Source organism: Bacillus sp. GMa5/1 (genome assembly GCF_050172015.1).
Lineage (GTDB): Bacteria > Bacillota > Bacilli > Bacillales > Bacillaceae_G > Bacillus_A > Bacillus_A cereus.
Genome location: NZ_JBNLYC010000009.1, coordinates 1 through 19,152 on the forward strand (window position 1 = coordinate 1; position 19,152 = coordinate 19,152).

Consider the following 19,152-nt stretch of genomic DNA (forward strand, 5'->3'; position numbering starts at 1 on the left):
AGTTTTATTTTTAAATTTTTTTAGACAAAAAAAAATGGTAACCCGCCGTTACCATTTTTTATAAAATTATCATTTTTCTACTGGGAATGATTTCAAATCCGTCGCTATTTCTGTATTAGAAAACAACTCTCTAGCCTCTTTCAATAATTCCTTATATGTATCTCCTTGATAGCGAGAACTAATGTGAGTTAATATTAGTCGCTTCGCATTTGCCTGAAGTGCAATGCTCGCAGCTTGCTTAGATGTAGAATGAAAATAATCATACGCTTGTTGCCCATCTTCTGCTGCGAAAGTCGCTTCATGGACAAGTACATCTGCATCTTGCGCAAGCTCCCTACTCGCTTCGCAATATCGCGTATCACCTAAGATAGTAATAATTCTTCCTTTTTGAGGTGGGCCGATAAACTCATTTCCATTTAATATCGTACCATCCTCTAATTCAACTGCTTTACCATCTTTTAAACGTTTAAAGATTGGACCTGGTTTCACACCCATCTCAAGTAACTTATCAACTAAAAGAGCACCTTGTATATCTTTCTCTACAATACGATATCCAAAACATTCTATACCGTGTGACAATCTTTTCGTTTCTACATAAAATTCATTATCTTCAAATACGGTACCTTCTTCTGTTATCTCCACAACTTCAAGTGGATATTTCACATGTGTCGTACTTACCGATAATGCCACTTCAATAAATTGTTTAATTCCTTTCGGTCCATACACCGTTAAAGGCGTAGTTCCTCCTTGAAATGAACGGCTACCTAATAAACCAGGCAATCCAAAAATATGATCGCCATGTAAATGCGTAATAAATATTTTTTCAATGCGGCGCGGACGTACAGATGTATGTAATATTTGATGTTGCGTGGCCTCGCCACAATCAAATAACCAAGTTTGTCCTCGTTCTTCTAACAATTGTAAAGCAATTGCTGAAACGTTCCTTCCTTTTGAAGGAACACCTGCACCAGTTCCTAAAAATACAAATTCCACTTTCTTTCCTCCAGCTCTAAATATACTCTATCTCTCATCTTACGGAATGTTATTTCAAATGGCAAATTGAATTTACATAACCAATCATCTAGACAACTATATAACACGAACATTATACTTAAAAAATTTAGCTATCGTTCGTGTTTTATGGTAAAATGATTATACTACATTTTAAGGGAGCGTTTTATTATGAAAGAAGTATTTCGTTTACAAACTGATTTTTCATCTTCATTTGATCGCTGGGTAAGTTCTTTCGTGTCTGATCACCCAGCACAATTAGAATGGACAACTTTAAAGGAATTAATCCATGAATATACAACATCACATACAAATGATACGTTACCAGCATATATTTCTTCAGCTTTAACATATTACGCCCAACGTGTTTCAACTACAAACAGTTCAGAGATTGTTATTTTTGAAAACCCTACAATCTCGTAATCTATAAATAAAAAAGCACTGGTTACAGTGCTTTTTTATTTATACTTATTTAGTAAATCGTCATATTCCGTCCAAAAGTTTGTATACATCCTTTGATCAAACTCATCTAAAATTATCTTGTCACTTGATTTATTAAATAATTCTTTTGCTTGTAATGCAAAAGAAACAATTTGTCTTCTATATTCATTTTCATTCAATTCTATATGAAGCCCTTCATAGTATATAGCCTTTTGATCAGTAGAAATAACTTTGACAAAGTCCTTTAAAATCACGTTTTTACCTATATGGTTTATAGTCCAATGAATTGAAATTGGGCATCCTAACATTAGCATAGTGCCACATCCGTGCAAAATAAGCCCCTCTTCATTTTCAATATCACAAATATATTCTTTATCTAAAGTTCGTAACAAAGCTAAAGCTGATTCACTTATTCCCCATTCCTCATCCATACCTGCCTGCGTAATAATCGTTCCAGCCATATTTAAATATATTTCTCCATGAGAACATAAATCTTCCTGCTCATTAAACAACCATTTTTGATTCTCAATATTTATAATAAAATTTTGTGGTACCATTACAAATTCCCCTTTTATAAAAATATTTATTTTCCATATTATTCATAATCAATATCATGCATTTCATCCCATATATCTATTATAAATCCATTTAATATTTTAAAAACACAGATAAAAAAGATATTGACACTACGATTTTACAGTGCTAACATCAACATGTAATTGAATATGGTCTCTGTTAGGTGAGGCTCCTGTATAGAGAAACGCTGCTGCCCAAAAATGTCGAGAGACGCCAATGGGTCAACAGGAAAGGTCGGAATGAAGGCCTTTTTTAACGTAGCTGGTTTCAGTACCTATGCTATACAGTGCTAAAACTCAACGAGGGAGAGGTGCATGTATTTTGTCATACACAAAAACTGTTTTTATTTATGTCTACTAACAGTCTTTGTTGTGGACTCTTTTAACTGCGAATTCAGACCTTTACTCGTTTTGAGTAAAGGTCTTTTTACGTCTATATGCACCTTACTATGAAACAAACATAGCATATTCAGAAACTACTAAATTGTACGGAGGTGAGGAACAGTTGGCAATTGATGATTCGGCCCAGATACCCATACGTTTTACATTCATATTTCATCATGTAGGTAGGAAAGAAACTGTTCCTCACCATTTCAAATAGTTAGGTAACAGATTGTTTCCTCCTTCATGACAGAGGAGGAACTACCGATGTTTAATTTACAAAGACAAGAAACAAAGCATGCTTATGAGCAAGATAGCATGAAAACAAATAACGAATTATTAGTGGAGGTTGCAACACAAGATGTAAGCTCTGCGTTAAAACTTTTAGAAACAACACAAGATGGATTATCTAAACAAGAAGCGTCTCGTAGACTTTCTTTATATGGTCCGAATGAAATAGCTCATAATAAAATGGCGCCGTGGTACATTCAATTTCTATTGGCATTTAAAAATCCATTTATTTTCGTTTTATTAGCTCTTGGAGCACTCTCCTTTTTCACAGATGATATGCAAGGAACGATTGTCGTATCTGTAATGGTCCTACTTAGTGCAACGATTCGGTTTTCCCAAGAATTTCGTTCTCAAAAAGCTGCCGATAAGTTAAAAGCTATGGTTCGAACAACTGCGAGCGTATTTAGAATAAATGGATTTGTACATGAAACAAAAAATGTAAAGAATTTAAACCGAAATTACACAACAGAAATTCCAATTGAGGAACTTGTACCTGGCGATATTATTTCCCTTTCAGCTGGTGATATCGTTCCAGCTGATGTGCGTGTTGTATCCGCTAAAGATTTATTTGTTAATCAATCTTCTTTGACAGGGGAAGCACTTCCTGTAGAAAAATACGAACACTGCTACCATACAGAAAATAAGCATATCTTACCGAAAAACATGAAAAAAAATTACAATCCACTCGATATGGAAAACCTTTGCTTCATGGGAACAAATATTGTAAGTGGCAGCGCAAAAGCTGTTGTCATCTCAACAAGTACCGATACGTATTTCGGCTCTTTAGCAAATAAGGTAATTGGAAAGCGTGTAGAAACAAGCTTTGATAAAGGTGTAAACAAAGTAAGCTGGCTCTTAATTACATTCATGCTTATTATGGCACCTATTGTCCTTCTCATTAATGGATTCACAAAAGGAGATTGGCAAGAAGCTTTCTTCTTCGCTATTGCCGTTGCTGTTGGCCTTACACCTGAAATGTTACCAATGATTGTAACTGCTAATTTAGCTAAAGGTGCCGTTAACATGTCTAAACAAAAAGTAATTGTAAAACAGCTAAATTCTATTCAAAACTTAGGTGCTATGAACATTCTTTGTACAGATAAAACCGGAACTTTAACAGAAGATAAAGTGGTCCTTGTTCGTCACTTAGATCCCAAGGGAAATGAATGCAATCGTGTCTTGCAATTTGCCTATTTAAATAGTTTCTATCAAACTGGATTGAAAAATTTAATAGATAAAGCTGTTATTAAGCATACAGAGGAAAACAATAAATTTAATCCATCAGCTTTTCAAAAGCTAGATGAAATTCCATTCGATTTCGCCCGCCGGCGTATGTCAGTTATCGTAAAGGATATTTCAGGTGAACATACAATGGTTTGTAAAGGTGCCGTAGAAGAAATTTTATCAATTTGTAACTACACCGAAGTGGATGAAAAAGTCGTTCCACTCACCGAGGAAATACGTTCAAATGTCAAAAAACTAAGTGAGACATTAAATAGTGAAGGTATGCGGGTTATTGCTGTGGCTTATAAAAAAGATAGAAGAATAAATGATACAGAGTACGCAGTAAAAGACGAAACTGATATGATTCTCAGTGGATATATCGGCTTTTTAGATCCACCGAAACCATCTGCAGCAGCTGCAATTCAAGCATTACAAAAACATGGTGTACAAGTGAAAATTTTAACTGGCGATAACGAAATTGTTACAAGAAAGGTTTGTAAAGAAGTTGGATTAGATATCGGCGAACCAATCCTCGGTTACGAGATTGATTCTTTACCAGATAAAGCATTAGCAAAACTTGCTGAAGAAACGACTGTATTTGCGAAGCTTAATCCAATGCAAAAATCTCGTATTATACACGCATTACAAGGAAATGGACACACTGTAGGTTACATGGGAGACGGCATTAACGATGCTGTAGCATTACGTGAAGCTGATGTCGGAATATCTGTTAATACTGCTACTGATATTGCGAAAGAAGCTTCCGATATTATTCTACTCGAAAAAAGTTTAACTATATTAGAAGCAGGTATTTTAGAAGGACGTACTACATTCGGAAATATTTTAAAATATATTAAGATGACAGCTAGCTCTAACTTCGGTAATGTGTTTAGCGTGTTAGTAGCAAGTGCTTTCATTCCTTTTTTACCGATGCTTGCCATTCATCTTTTAATTCAAAACTTACTTTATGATATTTCACAACTTTCTATTCCATGGGACAAAATGGATAAAGAGTTTCTAGAAAAACCACGAAAATGGGATACTGCAAACTTACGAAGCTTCATTATTTGTATCGGCCCAATTAGTTCCGTATTTGATATTATCACATACGTAGTCATGTGGAATGTATTTGGTGCAAATACACCGAGCGAGCAATCATTATTCCAGTCCGGTTGGTTTGTCGTTGGATTGTTAACACAAACTTTAATTGTTCACATGATAAGAACACAAAAGATTCCATTTATTCAAAGCACTGCATCAACACCAGTCGTTTTATTAACCGCTCTTATTATGGCAATCGGGATTTATATTCCATTCTCACCACTTGGTGCAGCCGTTGGTTTGCAAGCATTGCCACTTAACTACTTCCCTTGGTTAGTAGGAATACTATTAGGCTACGCTTTTTTAACACAGTTCCTAAAAAAGCTTTATATTAAAAAGTTTCATAGCTGGTTGTAAAAATAAGAATGAGTGGGTATTCCCCGCTCATTCTAAAAAACATAACACATATTTATATATGGAGGTGACCATGATGGTATGGTACGACATTGTATTCAGATTAGTTATCGCAATTATTGTAGGAGCTTGCATTGGAATGGAAAGACAATGGAGACACCGAATGGCTGGGTTACGGACAAATGCTCTCGTATCACTTGGTGCCTGTATAATAGGAAAGGTGTCATGATTTTACTACTTCATGACACCTTCTACATAAACTTATTTTCTAACTTTTGTTGAAACGACTTCTCTTGCTTACGTAGTAGTTGACTACCTCGTTGTAAAATCGGTGTTCCATACTTATCATTAATTTGATCAATGACAGCAAGTAGTGGCTCTTTTTTCGCATCCTCTTCAAATGAAAACAAATCTAATTGTTTCACCGATTCTGTCTTCCACTCTATTTCAGTAGCTGTAACACCTAGTAAACGAACGGAATCACCATCCCAATGTTGCTTCCATAAACGGGATGCTGCTTGAAAAATATCGCGTTCTTCCCAAATTGCATTTTTCAATTGCTTACTCCGTGTTACTGTTCGCCTATCATGGTATTTAATCATAATTTGAATATTATAGCTGACAAGGGTTCGCTTTTGTAATCTTTTACTCACTGATTTTGATAAACGTTCTAACATATCAAGCAATTCTTTCTCTTCATCCATATCCTTTGAAAAAGTCATCGAGTTACCGACACTTTTATGTTGGCCCATTTGACTCGGATCCACTTCCCTATCATCCGTACCTTTTGCACGCTTTTGTAAATCAATACCGTGCTTCCCAATTTTAGCGCGAATGATATGCTCGTCTCCCTTCGCTAACTGTTCAATTGTATGTATATGAATTTCATTTAATTTTTCAGCTGTTTTTTCTCCAATCCCATGCATTGCTTCAACTGGAAGTGGCCAAATCATTTCTGGAATATCACGTTTTCGAAGTACGGTAATACCGAGAGGTTTTTTCATATCAGAAGCTGTCTTTGCTAGGAAAAGATTTGGAGCAATTCCGATACTACACGGAAGCTGCAACTCTGTTAATAGTGCTTGTTGAATCATCTTTGCTATTTCAAGAGGCGAACCAAGTGCGTAGCAATCTGTAATATCTAAATATCCTTCATCTATTGAGACTGGTTGTATCTTTTCTGTAAAACGGGAAAGGACTTGAAACATTTGAAATGAAGCTTCGCGATATAATGTGAAATTAGGACGCCTTACAACTAATTGCGGGCATAACCTTTTCGCTTCCCAAAGGGGCATCGTCGTACGTATTCCGTATTCTCTCGCCTCATAACTACATGTTATAATAATTCCTTTTCTCTCTTTTTCATTTCCAGCAACCGCTAATGGCTTTCCTTGTAATGATGGATCATGAGCAATTTCAACAGATGCGAAAAAGCAATTCATATCTACATGTAAAATAACACGACCATTTTTCGGATACATTTCTCGCATAGTACTCACTCCCTAATCAGAACGTTCGTTCTTTCATTATATCAAATTTTGCACAATAGTTATAATAATTACTTGTTCTTTTTTATAATCGATATAAAGAGGATATATATGTGAAAGGGTCTGATTATGATGAGATCAACTAATAAAGTGAAACTTTAATCAGCCCTCACCTAAATTCTTTACTTTCGCTGAATTTTGAGGTGGGGGGGGGCTTACTGTCCGGCAAATAGCGGGATAAACTCAATTATACATTCCTTGTAGTTATATTAATCATTGCAATTAATTATTTACTACTTCCGATTTTCAATATGAATACGTTAGGATTATTCCTTCGTCTAGTACATGTAGCAACAACGTATATACTTCCATAGGTTTTCTTATATTGGCTTATACGTCTTGTCAAAGCAATCGAATCAAAATAAAAAGCGTGTAAATCACAATTGATTTACCCGCTTTTTCTATTCCATTACTTCGCTACTTCTTCAATAATTGCAACAACTAATTCTGCTGTTTTTGCTAATTCTTCAACAGGAATCTTCTCGTTTGTTGTATGAATTTCTTCATAACCAACTGCTAAGTTAACTGTTGGGATACCATGTCCTGCAATTACGTTTGCATCACTTCCGCCACCACTTTGGTGAAGAGAAGGTGTACGACCAATTTTTTCAGCTGCACGTTTTGCAACTTCTACAACATGATCACCATCAGCAAATTTAAATCCTGGGTACATAACGTTTACTTCAACGTCTGCATGCCCGCCCATTTCTTTTGCAGTTGTTTCAAATGCTTCTTTCATTTTCGCAACTTGTGCTTCCATTTTCTCATTGATTAAAGAACGAGCTTCTGCAAAGATTTGTACATGATCGCAAACGATATTCGTTTGTGTACCACCTTCAAAACGTCCAATATTTGCAGTCGTTTCAGAGTCAATGCGACCAAGTGGCATCTTCGCAATTGCTTTCGCTGCGATAGTAATTGCAGATACACCTTTCTCCGGCGCTACACCAGCGTGAGCTGTTTTCCCGCGAATAATTGCGTTCACTTTCGCTTGTGTTGGAGCTGCAACAACGATTTCACCAACTTTTCCATCGCTATCTAATGCGTAGCCATATTTCGCTGTAATACGCTCACGGTCTAATGCTTTTGCACCAACAAGACCTGATTCTTCTCCGACTGTAATAATAAATTCAATTTTACCATGAGGGATATTTTTCTCTTTTAAAACACGGATTGCTTCGAACATTGATGCTAATCCAGCTTTATCATCCGCACCTAAAATTGTTGTACCATCTGATACGATATATCCATCTTTAATAGAAGGCTTAATTCCATTACCAGGAACTACTGTATCCATATGAGAAGTAAAGTAAATTGTATCAACACCATCTTTTGTTGCTGGTAAAGTACAAATTAAGTTACCTGCACCATGACCAGTTACAGCCATTGTGTCATCTTCAAATACTTCTACACCTAAATCTGTAAATTTCTTCGTTAATACTTTGCAGATTTCTGCTTCAAATTTCGTTTCAGAATCTACTTGTACTAATTCCATAAATTCATTTACTAAACGTTCTTGATTAATCATAAGACTGCGCCTCCTGCACTACCATTATGTATGTAACACTATTAATTATAACAGAATTTCGCAAAAGTTTCGAAATACAAGACAAAAAACAGATGGTTTACATGTCTAGATAACCATCTGCTTTCTATTACTCATTTAACAATACCCAGCGCATATGATCTTCCCACACGCCATTTACCATTAACATCTTCCTAGATACGCCTTCATATTGAAAACCTATCTTCGTTACTACTTGTATAGATGCTAAATTACGAGGCATAATCGGAGCTTCTATACGATGTAACTGAAATTCCCCAAAAGCAACTTGAATTGCTTTTCTAAGCGCTTCTGTCGTATACCCTTTGTTTAACTCTGCTTTATCTAATTTATAACTGAGTACACAAGATTGATAAATGCCACGAACGATTAAATTAAATGAAATACACCCAATTATTTTCGTATCATCACCCTTTTTAAAAATCCATAGTCTGATGATTTTCCCTTCTTCGAACTCTTTTCTATCCTTTTGCAACTTTTTCTTTTGATAATCTAGCGTAAAAAAATCATCCGGTCTATACTCTTCCCAAGCTTTTAAAAATTCACGATTTCTGTCGTAATATTGAAGAACTGTTTCAGCATACGACTCATCAATTTCCCTTAAGTATAAACGATCTGTTTCGTATATTTTCATCATCGTATCTCCATTCTTCAGCTTGCCCAACTAAAAATTAACAATATACCCTTTTACTATATTCTCTACACACTCTCAAATTTCCTGTTATATTTTGCAATCCCCTCCCGAATTTTGTCCTCACTCTCCCCTTGTCCATAATTTCATTTCTCGTTACAATGAAATTGTACTGATTTGCAAGGAGGTATAACGATGCATAAAAAAGCTCAAAAAGTTATGGTTTATGTGATGCTAATTTCTATGCTTGTAACAACATTACTTGCTGGCGCGAGTATGTTTTGGTAAAAAGGGCGATGTGTTCGTCCTTTTTTTACTTTTTACACATAACAAAATAAACCATCTCGACATCGAGATGGTTTATTTTATATAAAACACAATCGCTACAATACTAAAGGAAAATGACATTACAAGCGCTATTACAAAACTTGTATATTGTTTCTGCTGAAATGCCCCAATAACAAAAGTGAGATTAAGTAATGCCATACATACAATCGCTACAAGATAAGAACATATATTAAAAGTTGCCAATATGAATGTAATAACAAATAGAAATCCCATAAAAAACTGCATATACGAAAGTTTTGGATTCAAGTACATATGAGCAACCCCTTTATCTAATTTTATCTTTCTATACTCTCATTAACGCACGGTTATGTACACATGTCAAGACAACTTATTATAATAGAAAAAGCCAACCTTTTTGTTGGCTTTTTCATATGCAACGGCTCCTTTTTCTTTTGCCAATTGCTGAAATGATTTTTTCGATTTCACAATCCATACTTTCGTTCCAATTGGAATGCGATCAAACAAATATTCCACATCGTTTTTCTTCATTCTTATACACCCTTGTGAAATATACTTTCCAATTGAACTCGGTTGGTTTGTTCCATGTATTCCATATTTACTTCCATCAGTTCCTCTTGCATTAAATCCAATCCACCTTGACCCAAGTGGATTTTTTGGCGATCCACCTGGAATATCCTTCGCAATGTAATACGGATCCTTTGCTTTCATTACAACATCAAAAGTTCCTTCTGGAGTTAATTCATTCGTTTTCCCTGTCGCTACTGGAAAAACCTTTTGAATCTTTCCATCGTCAATGTAAGCTAATTTATTCGTTGCTTTATTTACAATAATAAAAGGATCTCCGGCACGTGGATTATCCCCAAGAGGCCAAATCGGCGATAAAGAAAGACATAATATGATAGAGAGAAGATACGGCATAGATAATTCCTACCTTCTATATAAGTTCTTTTATATTATCCTTTCCCTTAAAGCGACTTTTAATGAGTAAATATTGTTCCATTTCATACACAAGTTGAACAAGTTTCGCACGTATCTCAAATTCTTCGCGTGTAGCTGGCAATGGCATGTCTCTAAATAATTCCCTCATTTCTTGAAGCTGCCTTAAGGAAATAACGCCAGTACTCTCAGGGCTAATAGCATTACCAATGTTTTCAACAACATCTGCAATCATGTCAGCTTGTTCATATGTCCACGATAAAGAAGCTGCTAGTGGTATCATTCGCTCTAAAATTTCGAATTGTTGCATACGCATATTAAAATAACGATAGTAATAATCATCTTCTCGCATAAATGCATTCTCAAGTTTTTTAAATGATAAATCTCTTGCTTCATTTAACATATTCTCGGTTTCAATGAGTTCTGCTCCACTCCAACTACTTTCTCGATTTCGTAAATACACAACCATTTCAAACAAAATCGTTTTAAAATTATTCTCTATTTTATCCTGATACTCTTTTAGCTTATTTTCACTACTCGGCATATACATATTTACTAATAACGCCACGCTAATCCCTATCGTTAATATAGCAATTTCATTTCCAACTATAAGCCATGTAATTTGCTTTAATGAATATAGATGCATAACAATAACTGAACTCGTGACAATACCTTCTTGAATTTTAAGCATTACTGCAGTCGGAATAAATGTAAGTAACAATATGCTAATTGCAAGTGGTGTATAGCCAATCGTTTCAAAAATACAAAACGCGAATGCCATTGATAATACACACGCTAGAAAACGATGTAACGACACTTGAAGTGATTTGCGCTTCGTATTTTGTACACATAAAATAACTAAAATGCCTGCTGAACTATAAAATTCTAACCCTAATAACTGAGCAATAAAAACTGCCGCACCTGTCCCTATTGCTGTTTTTACTGTACGATATCCAATTTTAAACATATCATTACTCCTATATGTATAAACGTATTTACAGCTAGTATAAAAAAAGGATGACACAATGTCATCCTTTTCTACTTATTATTCACATAACCTTTTCATATTACAATATTTTTTGTAAAAATTGTTGCGCACGTTCACTTTTCGGCGCTGCAAAAAATTCTTCTGGCGCACTATCTTCTACAAGCTTTCCTCCGTCCAAGAAAAGAACACGATCTGCCACTTCTTTTGCAAAGCCCATTTCATGTGTAACGATAGCCATCGTCATTCCTGTCGTAACTAACGATTTCATAACTTCTAACACTTCTTTCACCATCTCTGGATCTAGCGCCGATGTCGGTTCATCAAATAACATAACTTCCGGTTCCATCGCTAACGCTCTTGCAATTGCTACACGTTGCTTTTGTCCTCCCGAAAGACGATTTGGATACGTATCTTTTTTATCTACTAATCCAACCTTTTCTAAAAGTTTCTCAGCTTTCTTTTCAGCTTCTTGCTTCGTTACCCCTTTTACATTGATAGGAGCATACGTAATATTTTCTAATACAGTCATATGAGGAAATAAGTGAAAATGTTGAAATACCATACCGACATTTTCACGAACATGCATAACATTCGTTTTCGGATTCGTTACTTCTTCCGTCCCAATCCAAATGTGACCATCCGTTGGTGCTTCTAACATATTCATACAACGTAAAAATGTTGATTTTCCTGATCCAGAAGGCCCTATAATTGCGACTACTTCCCCTTTTTCAATTGTTGTTGTAATTCCTTTTAATACTTCGTTTTTACCAAATGATTTATGAAGGTTTTCAATTTTAATCACTTTTCTTCATTCTCCCTTCAATTGCCTTCCCGACTAATGTAAGAATAATGACTAACATATAATAAATCAGTCCAACAAAAAGTAATGGTTCAAGATATTTAAATGTCTCACCGCCTACAATGTAAGCACGACGCATTAAATCAGTCGCGCCTATTACTGTTACTACAGCCGATTCTTTCGTAAGTGTCGCAAATTCGTTCACAAGCGCTGGTAATATATTTTTTAATGCTTGAGGGAAAATAATATTTCTCATCATTTTTCCGTACGGTATCCCTAAAGCCATTGCTGCTTCTGTTTGTCCTTTATCAACCGCTTGAATACCAGCACGAATTACTTCTGACATGTATGCACCTGAATTCAAGCTAAATGCAAGTACAGCAGCTAAGAATGCTGGTATTTCATAACCAATTATTTGTGGGACGCCGAAATAAATAATCATTAATTGCAATACAAGGGGTGTACCACGAAAAATTGATGTATAAAAATCTGCTGCTATATTTAATGCTCGTATTCTAGCAATTTTACAAAGTGCTAATAGCGTTCCTAAAATAAATCCTGCTAAAGCTGATACTGCTACAATTTTCAAAGTAACTTCTAAACCTTTTAGTATATATGGTATCGAAGGCGTAATCGCCGAAAAATCTAAGTTCATTCTTTTCATTCCCCTCACAGAAAAGTGAAAGGCAGCTTATTTTCCGCTGCCAAACCATTTCTTCACTAATTTATCCATTTCTCCATTTTCTTGCATTTTTTTAATTACTTTATTAAATTCAGCTGTTTTATCACTGTTTTTCGGAAGGGCAATTGCTGCTCCAACTTCTTCTGGTGCTTCTTTAATTTCAATTCCTTGTAAATCTTTCATTTTCTCTAAATAATTTTTAGCAACTGTATCTTCTATAATTGCAGCGTCAAAACGACCAGCTTTAATTTCTTGTACGATTTCTGGTATACGGTCACGTCCCTCAACTTGGAAATCTACTTGTTTTTTAAATTCTGCAGCTTTCTCTTCTTGAATAGACCCTGTTTGTACCCCTACTTTTTTCCCTTTTAAATCCTCTACAGATTTAATGTTAGAATCCTTTTTAGAAACGACCATATTTTTCGCAACAAAATAAATATCTGTAAAATCAACATTATTTTTACGCTCTGCAGTTGGCGTCATACCTGCCATTACGAAATCAACTTTTCCTGAACTAAGAGATGCTAATAAACCACCAAAATCCATATCTTTCACTTTCACTTCATACCCAAGTTCTTTTCCGATATATTTAGCAACATCAACATCAAAGCCAATAATTTCATCGCTCTTTGACGCATCTACATATTCATAAGGTTTATAATCTGCTGAAGTTCCCATTACGAGTACTTTTTTATTTCCTTTTGTTTCTTTCGATTCCCCATTACTACAAGCGCTGAATATACTTACAATTAAAATAAGTGCAAACGATATTGATACTAACTTCTTCATCTTTCTTCCCCCTAATAATGTATATTTAAAAGTTTAATAGAATATTTATTCGATGTTTGTATTGTATCAGCACTTTTATTTTTATGCAATATATAAAATAAAAATAAATAACGAAACAATATAAATGCTGTTTGTTATGTATAAAATGATGCATAAAATAACACAACTATGCATATCTCAGAAATTTTAATAATAAATAAAAAAGGCGGCACATCCACTTGATTGTGGACGTGCCGCCTTTTCTCTTATTTTTTATAGTTCTTCACAATTCTCTTCGAAATATGATTGTAGTTTCGCAATAACTTGCATCGGTTCATGACCTTCAATTTCATGACGCTCTACCATCGTTACAATTTTTCCATCTTTTAATAAAGCAAATGATGGAGAAGAAGGTGGGTACCCTTCGAAATATTCACGCGCTCTTGCTGTCGCTTCTTTATCTTGACCTGCAAACACCGTTACAAGGTGGTTAGGACGTTTATCATAATGTACGGAATGCGCAGCAGCAGGACGAGCAATACCACCTGCACAACCACATACAGAGTTTACCATTACAAGTGTTGTTCCATTTCTTTTAAACGCTTCTTCTACCGCTTCCGGCGTCGTCAATTCTGTATATCCAGCAGAGACAATCTCTTCACGCGCTTGGCGGACAACATCATTCATAAAAAAGTTAAAATTAATCACTCTTTTCCCTCCTCTAAAACTACCTATTTGTATCTTACCAGTTAATGTTTATGAAATACAAGTAAGTTTACTTGTATTTAAGTATAGAAAAGGTGTTAGAGCTCTTGCTCTAACACCTTTTCTTTAATGACCACGATGTTTTTGCTTTGCTTTTTGTACTTTCATTAAACGTCTTCTTTCTTTTTCAGCTTCTCGCTTCTCTTTAGACTGCAGTTTCTTTTCTTGTTTATGCAATTCATAAGATAAACTAATCGCCTCTTGCGCCTTAGTAAAACGTTTAATAGTTGTTTCTTTTGCTGCTTGTCGTATGATACGCTTTATGTTTTTAGGACGCTGTTTTTCTTTAACTTCTACACCACATTTTGCAAAGTGCTGAAAATGCTCTAAAAGTGAACCATTCACAAACATAAGCACTTCTTCATCTGACGGTTCCGCCCCAAAAATATACCTCGCCCCATACAATTTCCCTTTTTCTTTACATGTAATGATTCCAACAAAAAATTGGCCATCGTGATATACTGTCAAATCCATTGACAGCCCCTCCTTTAAAAGATTAGAAATACGGGACATCCCGGAGGGGAAGGTTACTGACATGAAATCATGCGTCTGGACTACCAACCAGAGCTGTGTTTTTGTATTTCTTTCACTATTATTATATCTTTTTTTCCATAATCTTCATATATTCAGCAATCATTTTTTTATGCGATCCTACAATATAGTCAGGTAGTTCTGTTACTGAAAAGAATTTAAGCTGAACTGCTTCTTCTTTATTCATAACAAAATCCCCTTCGTATTCATCCGTATAATAGGCGGTTGTTACAGATTGAAATTCATCACCGTTTTCTAATTTTGTAAAGTAGTTCGCTCCAGAAAATACATTGATTAGTCGCAAGTTCTTCACTTTTATTCCTGTCTCTTCATATACTTCACGATAAGCTGTTTCTTCTGGTGATTCACTAAGCTCCATTAGCCCGCCAGGTAGCCCCCATTTTCCGTACGGCTCTGTCCGCTGCTGCAATAAAACATATCCATTTTCATTTATAACGAGTACAACAGCACCAACTAAAATTAAAGGGCGATGACCAACTATTTTTCGTAATTCTTCTACATATCCCACCGTATCGCCTCCTTTTTCGTTGTCCACACTATTGTATCATATGTTCGAAACGACAAAATGCGTATATTTTTCATTTTTTTAACAAAATATTTATTTTATGTGATTCATCTACTGTAGCTAACATAATAGATTCCACTTCTGTACTCTCCTCTAGAAATTCTCTCGCCCACGCTTCTGTTTTTCCTAATAATGCAAGAACATCTTTCTGTATCCTCCCATCCTTTACTAATACAAAAGAAACTGGAGATTTTTTTCCCGCCACTTTAAGATCAAGCCGCGAAACTGCTTCATATTCTGGATACCGAAATATAGAAACGACACCGTTCGCTTCCCATAATGCTAATTTAATCGTTTGAATATCGCTCACATTTCGCATACGAAGTTCCGAAAACAAATATTCTACGGTAATTCTCGCCTTTTTCAAATTGCTAAAATCAATGGAACCATTATGTATAAGAATAATAGGTGCTGGCTCTAAAAAACGTCTCCATCTATCCCATTTCAGCATTAAAACTGAGCTTATAATATGAAGTACAACAAGTATGAACGTTGTAATCATCGAGCCCAGTAACCCTACTTTTTCATCAGACAATGCGTTAGAAATATTCCCACCAAGCAATAACACTAATACAACATCTAAAAAACGAAGTTGTGCGATAGACCTTTGCCCCATCGCTTTCGCAACTAATATTAAAAATATGTATGCTATAATAGCCCGAATAACCCATTCACTATTAGAAAGATGCCGTGCTCCTTCAAAAATATGCATATGCATCACTTTGCACTCCTTACCCGTCTCAAACTGCTATCCTGTTTTAGTTTGCAACGTTTATGAGCATATATGTAAAAAAGCTGGTTCGTTTAAAAACGAACCAGCTTTTTTTACTTAACTGAAAACATATATTTTTTATACGTTTTCCGTACCGATAGTATGAGCCCCATCATAATCATATTTGAGAATAAGGAACTTCCCCCATACGATAAGAAAGGTAATGCAATACCTTTTACAGGCATTAATCCAACGATCATACCGATGTTTTGGAATATTTGAACTGTTAATATACCGATTGATCCAGCGCATAATAATGTACCAAATAAATTATCAGCGGAATAACCAATAATAATTGTTCGATATAGTAGTAATAGGAACAAGAAGACAACTAAGGCTGCTACGATAAATCCACCTTCTTCGGCAATTGTAGCGAAAATAAAGTCAGTATGCTTCTCTGGGATATAGACGCTTCCTCCACCGTATCCTTTACCTTCCATTCCTCCACTACCTACAGCTAAAATCGATTGCTGTGTTTGATAACCTTGATCTGCATTTTCAAATGGATTTAACCAACCTACAATACGCGACTGTTGGTGAGGTTTTAGTAAAGTAACTAACTTATTATAGAAAAAATCTGGATACTTAAAGAAAATAAATATTAAAGCAGATAATATGGTCAACGGAATAACTGTACATAATGCTATCAATTTCTTTTGAATACCTGACATAAATAAAATACATGCAATAGCAGCAGCATATAAGAACACCATACCTGTATCCGGTTGGCTATATACAACAGCCATAGGCGGAAGAGAAACTAGCATAATTTTACCTACTAATTTTAAATCCGTTTGGAATGTCCTCGCCATATACTGCGCATTATGTTTCACAGCTATGCTTGCTACTACAAGAAGCAATGCAATTTTGAAAAACTCAGACGGCTGAATTTGTCCAAGTACTGGAAAAACGAACCATCTTTTTGCACCTAATTTTTCAGGTGTGAAGGTGGAAACCGGTAGTATTTTCAAAAGAATAAGTGAACCAAACCCGGCAATATAAAGTGGCCAAGATAATTTTTGCAATTGATCTAAGTCGATGCTTGCAACAAGAAGTAACAATACAACCCCAATTATGTAGTTAACACCTTGTTTCATAGCAAAGTTTGCAGCTCCATACTGTCCCGTTTGCTGACTGCTATATATAGCAGCTATACTCGTCACACATAGTGCACACAAAATTAAAATTAATTTTACATCTAAACTTTTTAGAAACTCGGTACTTCTTTTCATGACATCCTCCTGAAACATTGTTACGGCAAAAATAAAAAACCAGGAGTCAACATTCTTCATGTTTTGACGACTGATTACACATTATCTATAAAACACTTATATAGAATAACTCTCTTTTTCATACAATACAATATATTATACTACAGTTTCGTCAGTAAGATTTGCCAAAAAAATTATTCTTTTCTTATTTTATATCCATATACCATATATCAGCAATGTATTTTCGTAAATTCCTAATACATAATCGTTTATTGTAAGATTACTGGGAAAGATATTTATACATATAGTAGGATGTAGATGAAGAAATAAGATAATAAAAAGCTCGCATAAGCGAGCTTTTTATTAATATACAGATGTATTATTTTCTGACATGTTTTCTAAAATTTCTTTAACACGTCCTAAGAACTTACCACAAATTAAACCATCAAGTACTCGGTGATCAAGTGATAAACATAAGTTAACCATATCACGAGCACCGAACATACCGTTATCCATAATTACTGGGCGTTTTACAATTGATTCAACTTGTAAAATAGCTGCTTGCGGGTAATTAATAATACCCATAGATTGAACAGAACCGAATGATCCTGTGTTATTAATTGTAAATGTTCCACCTTGCATTTCGTCTGCTTTTAACGATTTCGTACGTACTTTTCCTGCAAGTTCTGTAATTTCACGAGCGATGCCTTTAATTGTTTTCTCGTCCGCTTGCTTAATTACTGGTACAAATAGTTCTTCCTCTGTTGCAACAGCGATAGAAAGGTTAATATCTTTCTTCTGAACAATTTTATCGCCAGCCCACATTGAATTAATTTGAGGATACTCTTTTAACGCTTGTGCTACTGCTTTTACGAAGAAAGCAAAGAACGTTAAGTTAAAGCCTTCACGCTTCTTAAAGTCACCTTTAATTGAGTTACGGTATGACACAAGGTTTGTCACATCTACTTCAATCATCATCCAAGCATGTGGTGCTTCGTGTTTACTACGTAACATGTTTGCTGCGATTGCTTTACGCACACCTGTTACTGGAATTTCGATATCTCCAGGCATTGTAGGTACAGAAACTGGTTTCGCAGCTTCTACTTTTTGCGCTACTGGTGCTGCTTTTGGTGCTTCTGGGCGAGCTTCTACTACTGCCGCTACAGCTTCCTCTTTCTTCGCCGCACCTGCTTGTGGGATATTTCCAGATTCCACTAGCTTTAAAATATCTTTACGAGTGATACGGCCGTTTGCTCCCGTACCTTCTACTAGATCTAAATCAACGTTATGCTCACCCGCAAGCTTTAACACAGCTGGTGAAAAACGTGGTTTTCCATCAGTTGGTTGTTTTACTTTCGGTGCTTTTTCAGACGTAGCTACTTCTGCCTTTGATTCTTCTTTAGTTTTTTCCTCAACAGCTGTTGCTGCTACTTCATCTGCGCCTTCTACTTGAATAACACAAACTACTTCACCTACAGCTAACGTATCACCTTCACCAGCGATTAACTCTTTCACAACACCCGTGAAAGAAGATGGTACTTCAGCATTTACTTTATCAGTCATTACTTCTGCAAGCGGATCATACTTATTTACGTGATCGCCAACATTAACGAGCCATTTACTAATTGTGCCCTCTGTAACGCTCTCCCCGAGCTGAGGCATTGTAATATTTTCTACAGCCATGT

General features: G+C 35.4%; 20 protein-coding genes, 1 pseudogene and 1 riboswitch. Of the genes and pseudogenes, 4 read left to right on the forward strand and 17 right to left on the reverse strand.

Annotated elements, in window-relative coordinates; translation table 11 throughout:
* Positions 1 to 69 precede the first annotated feature (69 nt).
* Positions 70 to 993: a ribonuclease Z gene (gene rnz, locus ACQGSG_RS03965; RefSeq protein ID WP_426947019.1), complete on the reverse strand. Its 924-nt coding sequence runs from the start codon at positions 991 to 993 to the stop codon at positions 70 to 72.
* A 189-nt stretch (positions 994 to 1,182) separates the two neighbouring features.
* Here rnz and ACQGSG_RS03970 point away from each other — a divergent pair, with 189 nt between their 5' ends.
* Positions 1,183 to 1,434 (forward strand): DUF3932 family protein, encoded by a 252-nt coding sequence (locus ACQGSG_RS03970; protein ID WP_000665709.1) that lies wholly within the window; start codon positions 1,183 to 1,185, stop codon positions 1,432 to 1,434.
* A gap of 35 nt (positions 1,435 to 1,469) precedes the next feature.
* On the opposite strand, the gene ACQGSG_RS03975 is transcribed toward ACQGSG_RS03970, so the two are convergent.
* Positions 1,470 to 2,009 carry a hypothetical protein gene (locus tag ACQGSG_RS03975; RefSeq protein ID WP_000249056.1) on the reverse strand — a complete coding sequence of 180 codons (540 nt, stop codon included), beginning with the start codon at positions 2,007 to 2,009 and terminating at the stop codon, positions 1,470 to 1,472.
* A 167-nt stretch (positions 2,010 to 2,176) separates the two neighbouring features.
* Positions 2,177 to 2,344, forward strand: a riboswitch (M-box (ykoK) riboswitch).
* A gap of 331 nt (positions 2,345 to 2,675) precedes the next feature.
* On the opposite strand from ACQGSG_RS03975, the gene mgtA reads away from it, so the two are divergent.
* Together mgtA and ACQGSG_RS03985 are read left to right on the forward strand one after the other, a co-directional pair.
* Positions 2,676 to 5,381 carry a magnesium-translocating P-type ATPase gene (mgtA, locus tag ACQGSG_RS03980; RefSeq protein ID WP_000482691.1) on the forward strand — a complete coding sequence of 902 codons (2,706 nt, stop codon included), beginning with the start codon at positions 2,676 to 2,678 and terminating at the stop codon, positions 5,379 to 5,381.
* A 73-nt stretch (positions 5,382 to 5,454) separates the two neighbouring features.
* Positions 5,455 to 5,589: pseudogene (locus tag ACQGSG_RS03985) on the forward strand (MgtC/SapB family protein); the annotation flags it as partial.
* A gap of 40 nt (positions 5,590 to 5,629) precedes the next feature.
* On the opposite strand, the gene ACQGSG_RS03990 reads toward ACQGSG_RS03985, so the two are convergent.
* The 3 genes from ACQGSG_RS03990 to ACQGSG_RS04000 form a co-directional block, all read right to left on the reverse strand.
* Entirely contained in the window at positions 5,630 to 6,868 is a 1,239-nt protein-coding gene (locus ACQGSG_RS03990) for a DNA polymerase IV (protein WP_001208856.1), read from the reverse strand.
* A 466-nt stretch (positions 6,869 to 7,334) separates the two neighbouring features.
* On the reverse strand, positions 7,335 to 8,453 hold the full coding sequence (locus ACQGSG_RS03995) for a tripeptidase T (protein WP_000609803.1): 1,119 nt from the start codon (positions 8,451 to 8,453) through the stop codon (positions 7,335 to 7,337).
* A 127-nt stretch (positions 8,454 to 8,580) separates the two neighbouring features.
* A complete protein-coding gene (locus ACQGSG_RS04000) occupies positions 8,581 to 9,126 on the reverse strand; it encodes a GNAT family N-acetyltransferase (protein ID WP_001987197.1) in 546 nt (181 codons plus the stop codon).
* Between the two features lie 189 nt (positions 9,127 to 9,315).
* Here ACQGSG_RS04000 and prli42 point away from each other — a divergent pair, with 189 nt between their 5' ends.
* The gene (gene prli42, locus ACQGSG_RS04005) at positions 9,316 to 9,408 is read left to right on the forward strand and encodes a stressosome-associated protein Prli42 (RefSeq protein WP_000549040.1); all 93 of its coding nucleotides are present in this window, start codon (positions 9,316 to 9,318) and stop codon (positions 9,406 to 9,408) included.
* A gap of 72 nt (positions 9,409 to 9,480) precedes the next feature.
* On the opposite strand, the gene ACQGSG_RS04010 is transcribed toward prli42, so the two are convergent.
* The 12 genes from ACQGSG_RS04010 to ACQGSG_RS04065 all read right to left on the reverse strand — a co-directional run bounded on the left by ACQGSG_RS04010 (position 9,481) and on the right by ACQGSG_RS04065 (position 19,150).
* Positions 9,481 to 9,720 carry a DUF3894 domain-containing protein gene (locus ACQGSG_RS04010; protein WP_000281167.1) on the reverse strand — a complete coding sequence of 80 codons (240 nt, stop codon included), beginning with the start codon at positions 9,718 to 9,720 and terminating at the stop codon, positions 9,481 to 9,483.
* A 66-nt stretch (positions 9,721 to 9,786) separates the two neighbouring features.
* Entirely contained in the window at positions 9,787 to 10,347 is a 561-nt protein-coding gene (locus tag ACQGSG_RS04015; protein ID WP_016118615.1) for a L,D-transpeptidase, read from the reverse strand.
* A gap of 16 nt (positions 10,348 to 10,363) precedes the next feature.
* Positions 10,364 to 11,332: an aromatic acid exporter family protein gene (locus tag ACQGSG_RS04020; RefSeq protein WP_000472665.1), complete on the reverse strand. Its 969-nt coding sequence runs from the start codon at positions 11,330 to 11,332 to the stop codon at positions 10,364 to 10,366.
* A 100-nt stretch (positions 11,333 to 11,432) separates the two neighbouring features.
* A complete protein-coding gene (locus tag ACQGSG_RS04025; RefSeq protein WP_000590202.1) occupies positions 11,433 to 12,155 on the reverse strand; it encodes an amino acid ABC transporter ATP-binding protein in 723 nt (240 codons plus the stop codon).
* Positions 12,148 to 12,807, reverse strand: a complete 660-nt coding sequence (locus ACQGSG_RS04030; protein ID WP_001046915.1) for an amino acid ABC transporter permease — start codon at positions 12,805 to 12,807, stop codon at positions 12,148 to 12,150. Before ACQGSG_RS04030 ends, ACQGSG_RS04025 begins: the two co-directional genes overlap by 8 nt.
* A gap of 36 nt (positions 12,808 to 12,843) precedes the next feature.
* Complete coding sequence (locus ACQGSG_RS04035) at positions 12,844 to 13,623, reverse strand: transporter substrate-binding domain-containing protein (RefSeq protein ID WP_000737673.1); 780 nt, start codon at positions 13,621 to 13,623, stop codon at positions 12,844 to 12,846.
* Positions 13,624 to 13,875: 252 nt separating this feature from the next.
* Positions 13,876 to 14,289 (reverse strand): BrxA/BrxB family bacilliredoxin, encoded by a 414-nt coding sequence (locus ACQGSG_RS04040; protein WP_001979317.1) that lies wholly within the window; start codon positions 14,287 to 14,289, stop codon positions 13,876 to 13,878.
* A 144-nt stretch (positions 14,290 to 14,433) separates the two neighbouring features.
* A complete protein-coding gene (locus ACQGSG_RS04045) occupies positions 14,434 to 14,841 on the reverse strand; it encodes a YjdF family protein (RefSeq protein ID WP_000366585.1) in 408 nt (135 codons plus the stop codon).
* Between the two features lie 121 nt (positions 14,842 to 14,962).
* Positions 14,963 to 15,427, reverse strand: coding sequence for an NUDIX hydrolase (locus ACQGSG_RS04050; RefSeq protein ID WP_000542555.1), 465 nt, complete (start codon positions 15,425 to 15,427; stop codon positions 14,963 to 14,965).
* Between the two features lie 70 nt (positions 15,428 to 15,497).
* The gene (locus ACQGSG_RS04055) at positions 15,498 to 16,202 is read right to left on the reverse strand and encodes a DUF421 domain-containing protein (protein WP_069605392.1); all 705 of its coding nucleotides are present in this window, start codon (positions 16,200 to 16,202) and stop codon (positions 15,498 to 15,500) included.
* 107 nt (positions 16,203 to 16,309) lie between these two features.
* On the reverse strand, positions 16,310 to 17,488 hold the full coding sequence (locus ACQGSG_RS04060; RefSeq protein ID WP_000831182.1) for an FtsW/RodA/SpoVE family cell cycle protein: 1,179 nt from the start codon (positions 17,486 to 17,488) through the stop codon (positions 16,310 to 16,312).
* Between the two features lie 342 nt (positions 17,489 to 17,830).
* A complete protein-coding gene (locus ACQGSG_RS04065) occupies positions 17,831 to 19,150 on the reverse strand; it encodes a dihydrolipoamide acetyltransferase family protein (RefSeq protein ID WP_000257681.1) in 1,320 nt (439 codons plus the stop codon).
* Between the last annotated feature and the right edge of the window lie 2 nt (positions 19,151 to 19,152).

Coding starts and splice junctions, on each gene's coding strand:
- mgtA (WP_000482691.1), top strand. CDS start 2,676: ATGTTTAATTTACAAAGACAAGAAACAAAGCATGCTTATGAGCAAGAT.
- ACQGSG_RS04065 (WP_000257681.1), bottom strand. CDS start 19,150: ATGGCTGTAGAAAATATTACAATGCCTCAGCTCGGGGAGAGCGTTACA.
- ACQGSG_RS03970 (WP_000665709.1), top strand. CDS start 1,183: ATGAAAGAAGTATTTCGTTTACAAACTGATTTTTCATCTTCATTTGAT.
- ACQGSG_RS03990 (WP_001208856.1), bottom strand. CDS start 6,868: ATGCGAGAAATGTATCCGAAAAATGGTCGTGTTATTTTACATGTAGAT.
- ACQGSG_RS04040 (WP_001979317.1), bottom strand. CDS start 14,289: ATGAATGATGTTGTCCGCCAAGCGCGTGAAGAGATTGTCTCTGCTGGA.
- ACQGSG_RS04060 (WP_000831182.1), bottom strand. CDS start 17,488: ATGAAAAGAAGTACCGAGTTTCTAAAAAGTTTAGATGTAAAATTAATT.
- ACQGSG_RS04030 (WP_001046915.1), bottom strand. CDS start 12,807: ATGAACTTAGATTTTTCGGCGATTACGCCTTCGATACCATATATACTA.
- ACQGSG_RS04010 (WP_000281167.1), bottom strand. CDS start 9,720: ATGTACTTGAATCCAAAACTTTCGTATATGCAGTTTTTTATGGGATTT.
- ACQGSG_RS04055 (WP_069605392.1), bottom strand. CDS start 16,202: ATGCATATGCATATTTTTGAAGGAGCACGGCATCTTTCTAATAGTGAA.
- ACQGSG_RS04035 (WP_000737673.1), bottom strand. CDS start 13,623: ATGAAGAAGTTAGTATCAATATCGTTTGCACTTATTTTAATTGTAAGT.
- ACQGSG_RS03975 (WP_000249056.1), bottom strand. CDS start 2,009: ATGGTACCACAAAATTTTATTATAAATATTGAGAATCAAAAATGGTTG.
- ACQGSG_RS04045 (WP_000366585.1), bottom strand. CDS start 14,841: ATGGATTTGACAGTATATCACGATGGCCAATTTTTTGTTGGAATCATT.
- ACQGSG_RS04000 (WP_001987197.1), bottom strand. CDS start 9,126: ATGATGAAAATATACGAAACAGATCGTTTATACTTAAGGGAAATTGAT.
- ACQGSG_RS04020 (WP_000472665.1), bottom strand. CDS start 11,332: ATGTTTAAAATTGGATATCGTACAGTAAAAACAGCAATAGGGACAGGT.
- ACQGSG_RS03995 (WP_000609803.1), bottom strand. CDS start 8,453: ATGATTAATCAAGAACGTTTAGTAAATGAATTTATGGAATTAGTACAA.
- prli42 (WP_000549040.1), top strand. CDS start 9,316: ATGCATAAAAAAGCTCAAAAAGTTATGGTTTATGTGATGCTAATTTCT.
- ACQGSG_RS04015 (WP_016118615.1), bottom strand. CDS start 10,347: ATGCCGTATCTTCTCTCTATCATATTATGTCTTTCTTTATCGCCGATT.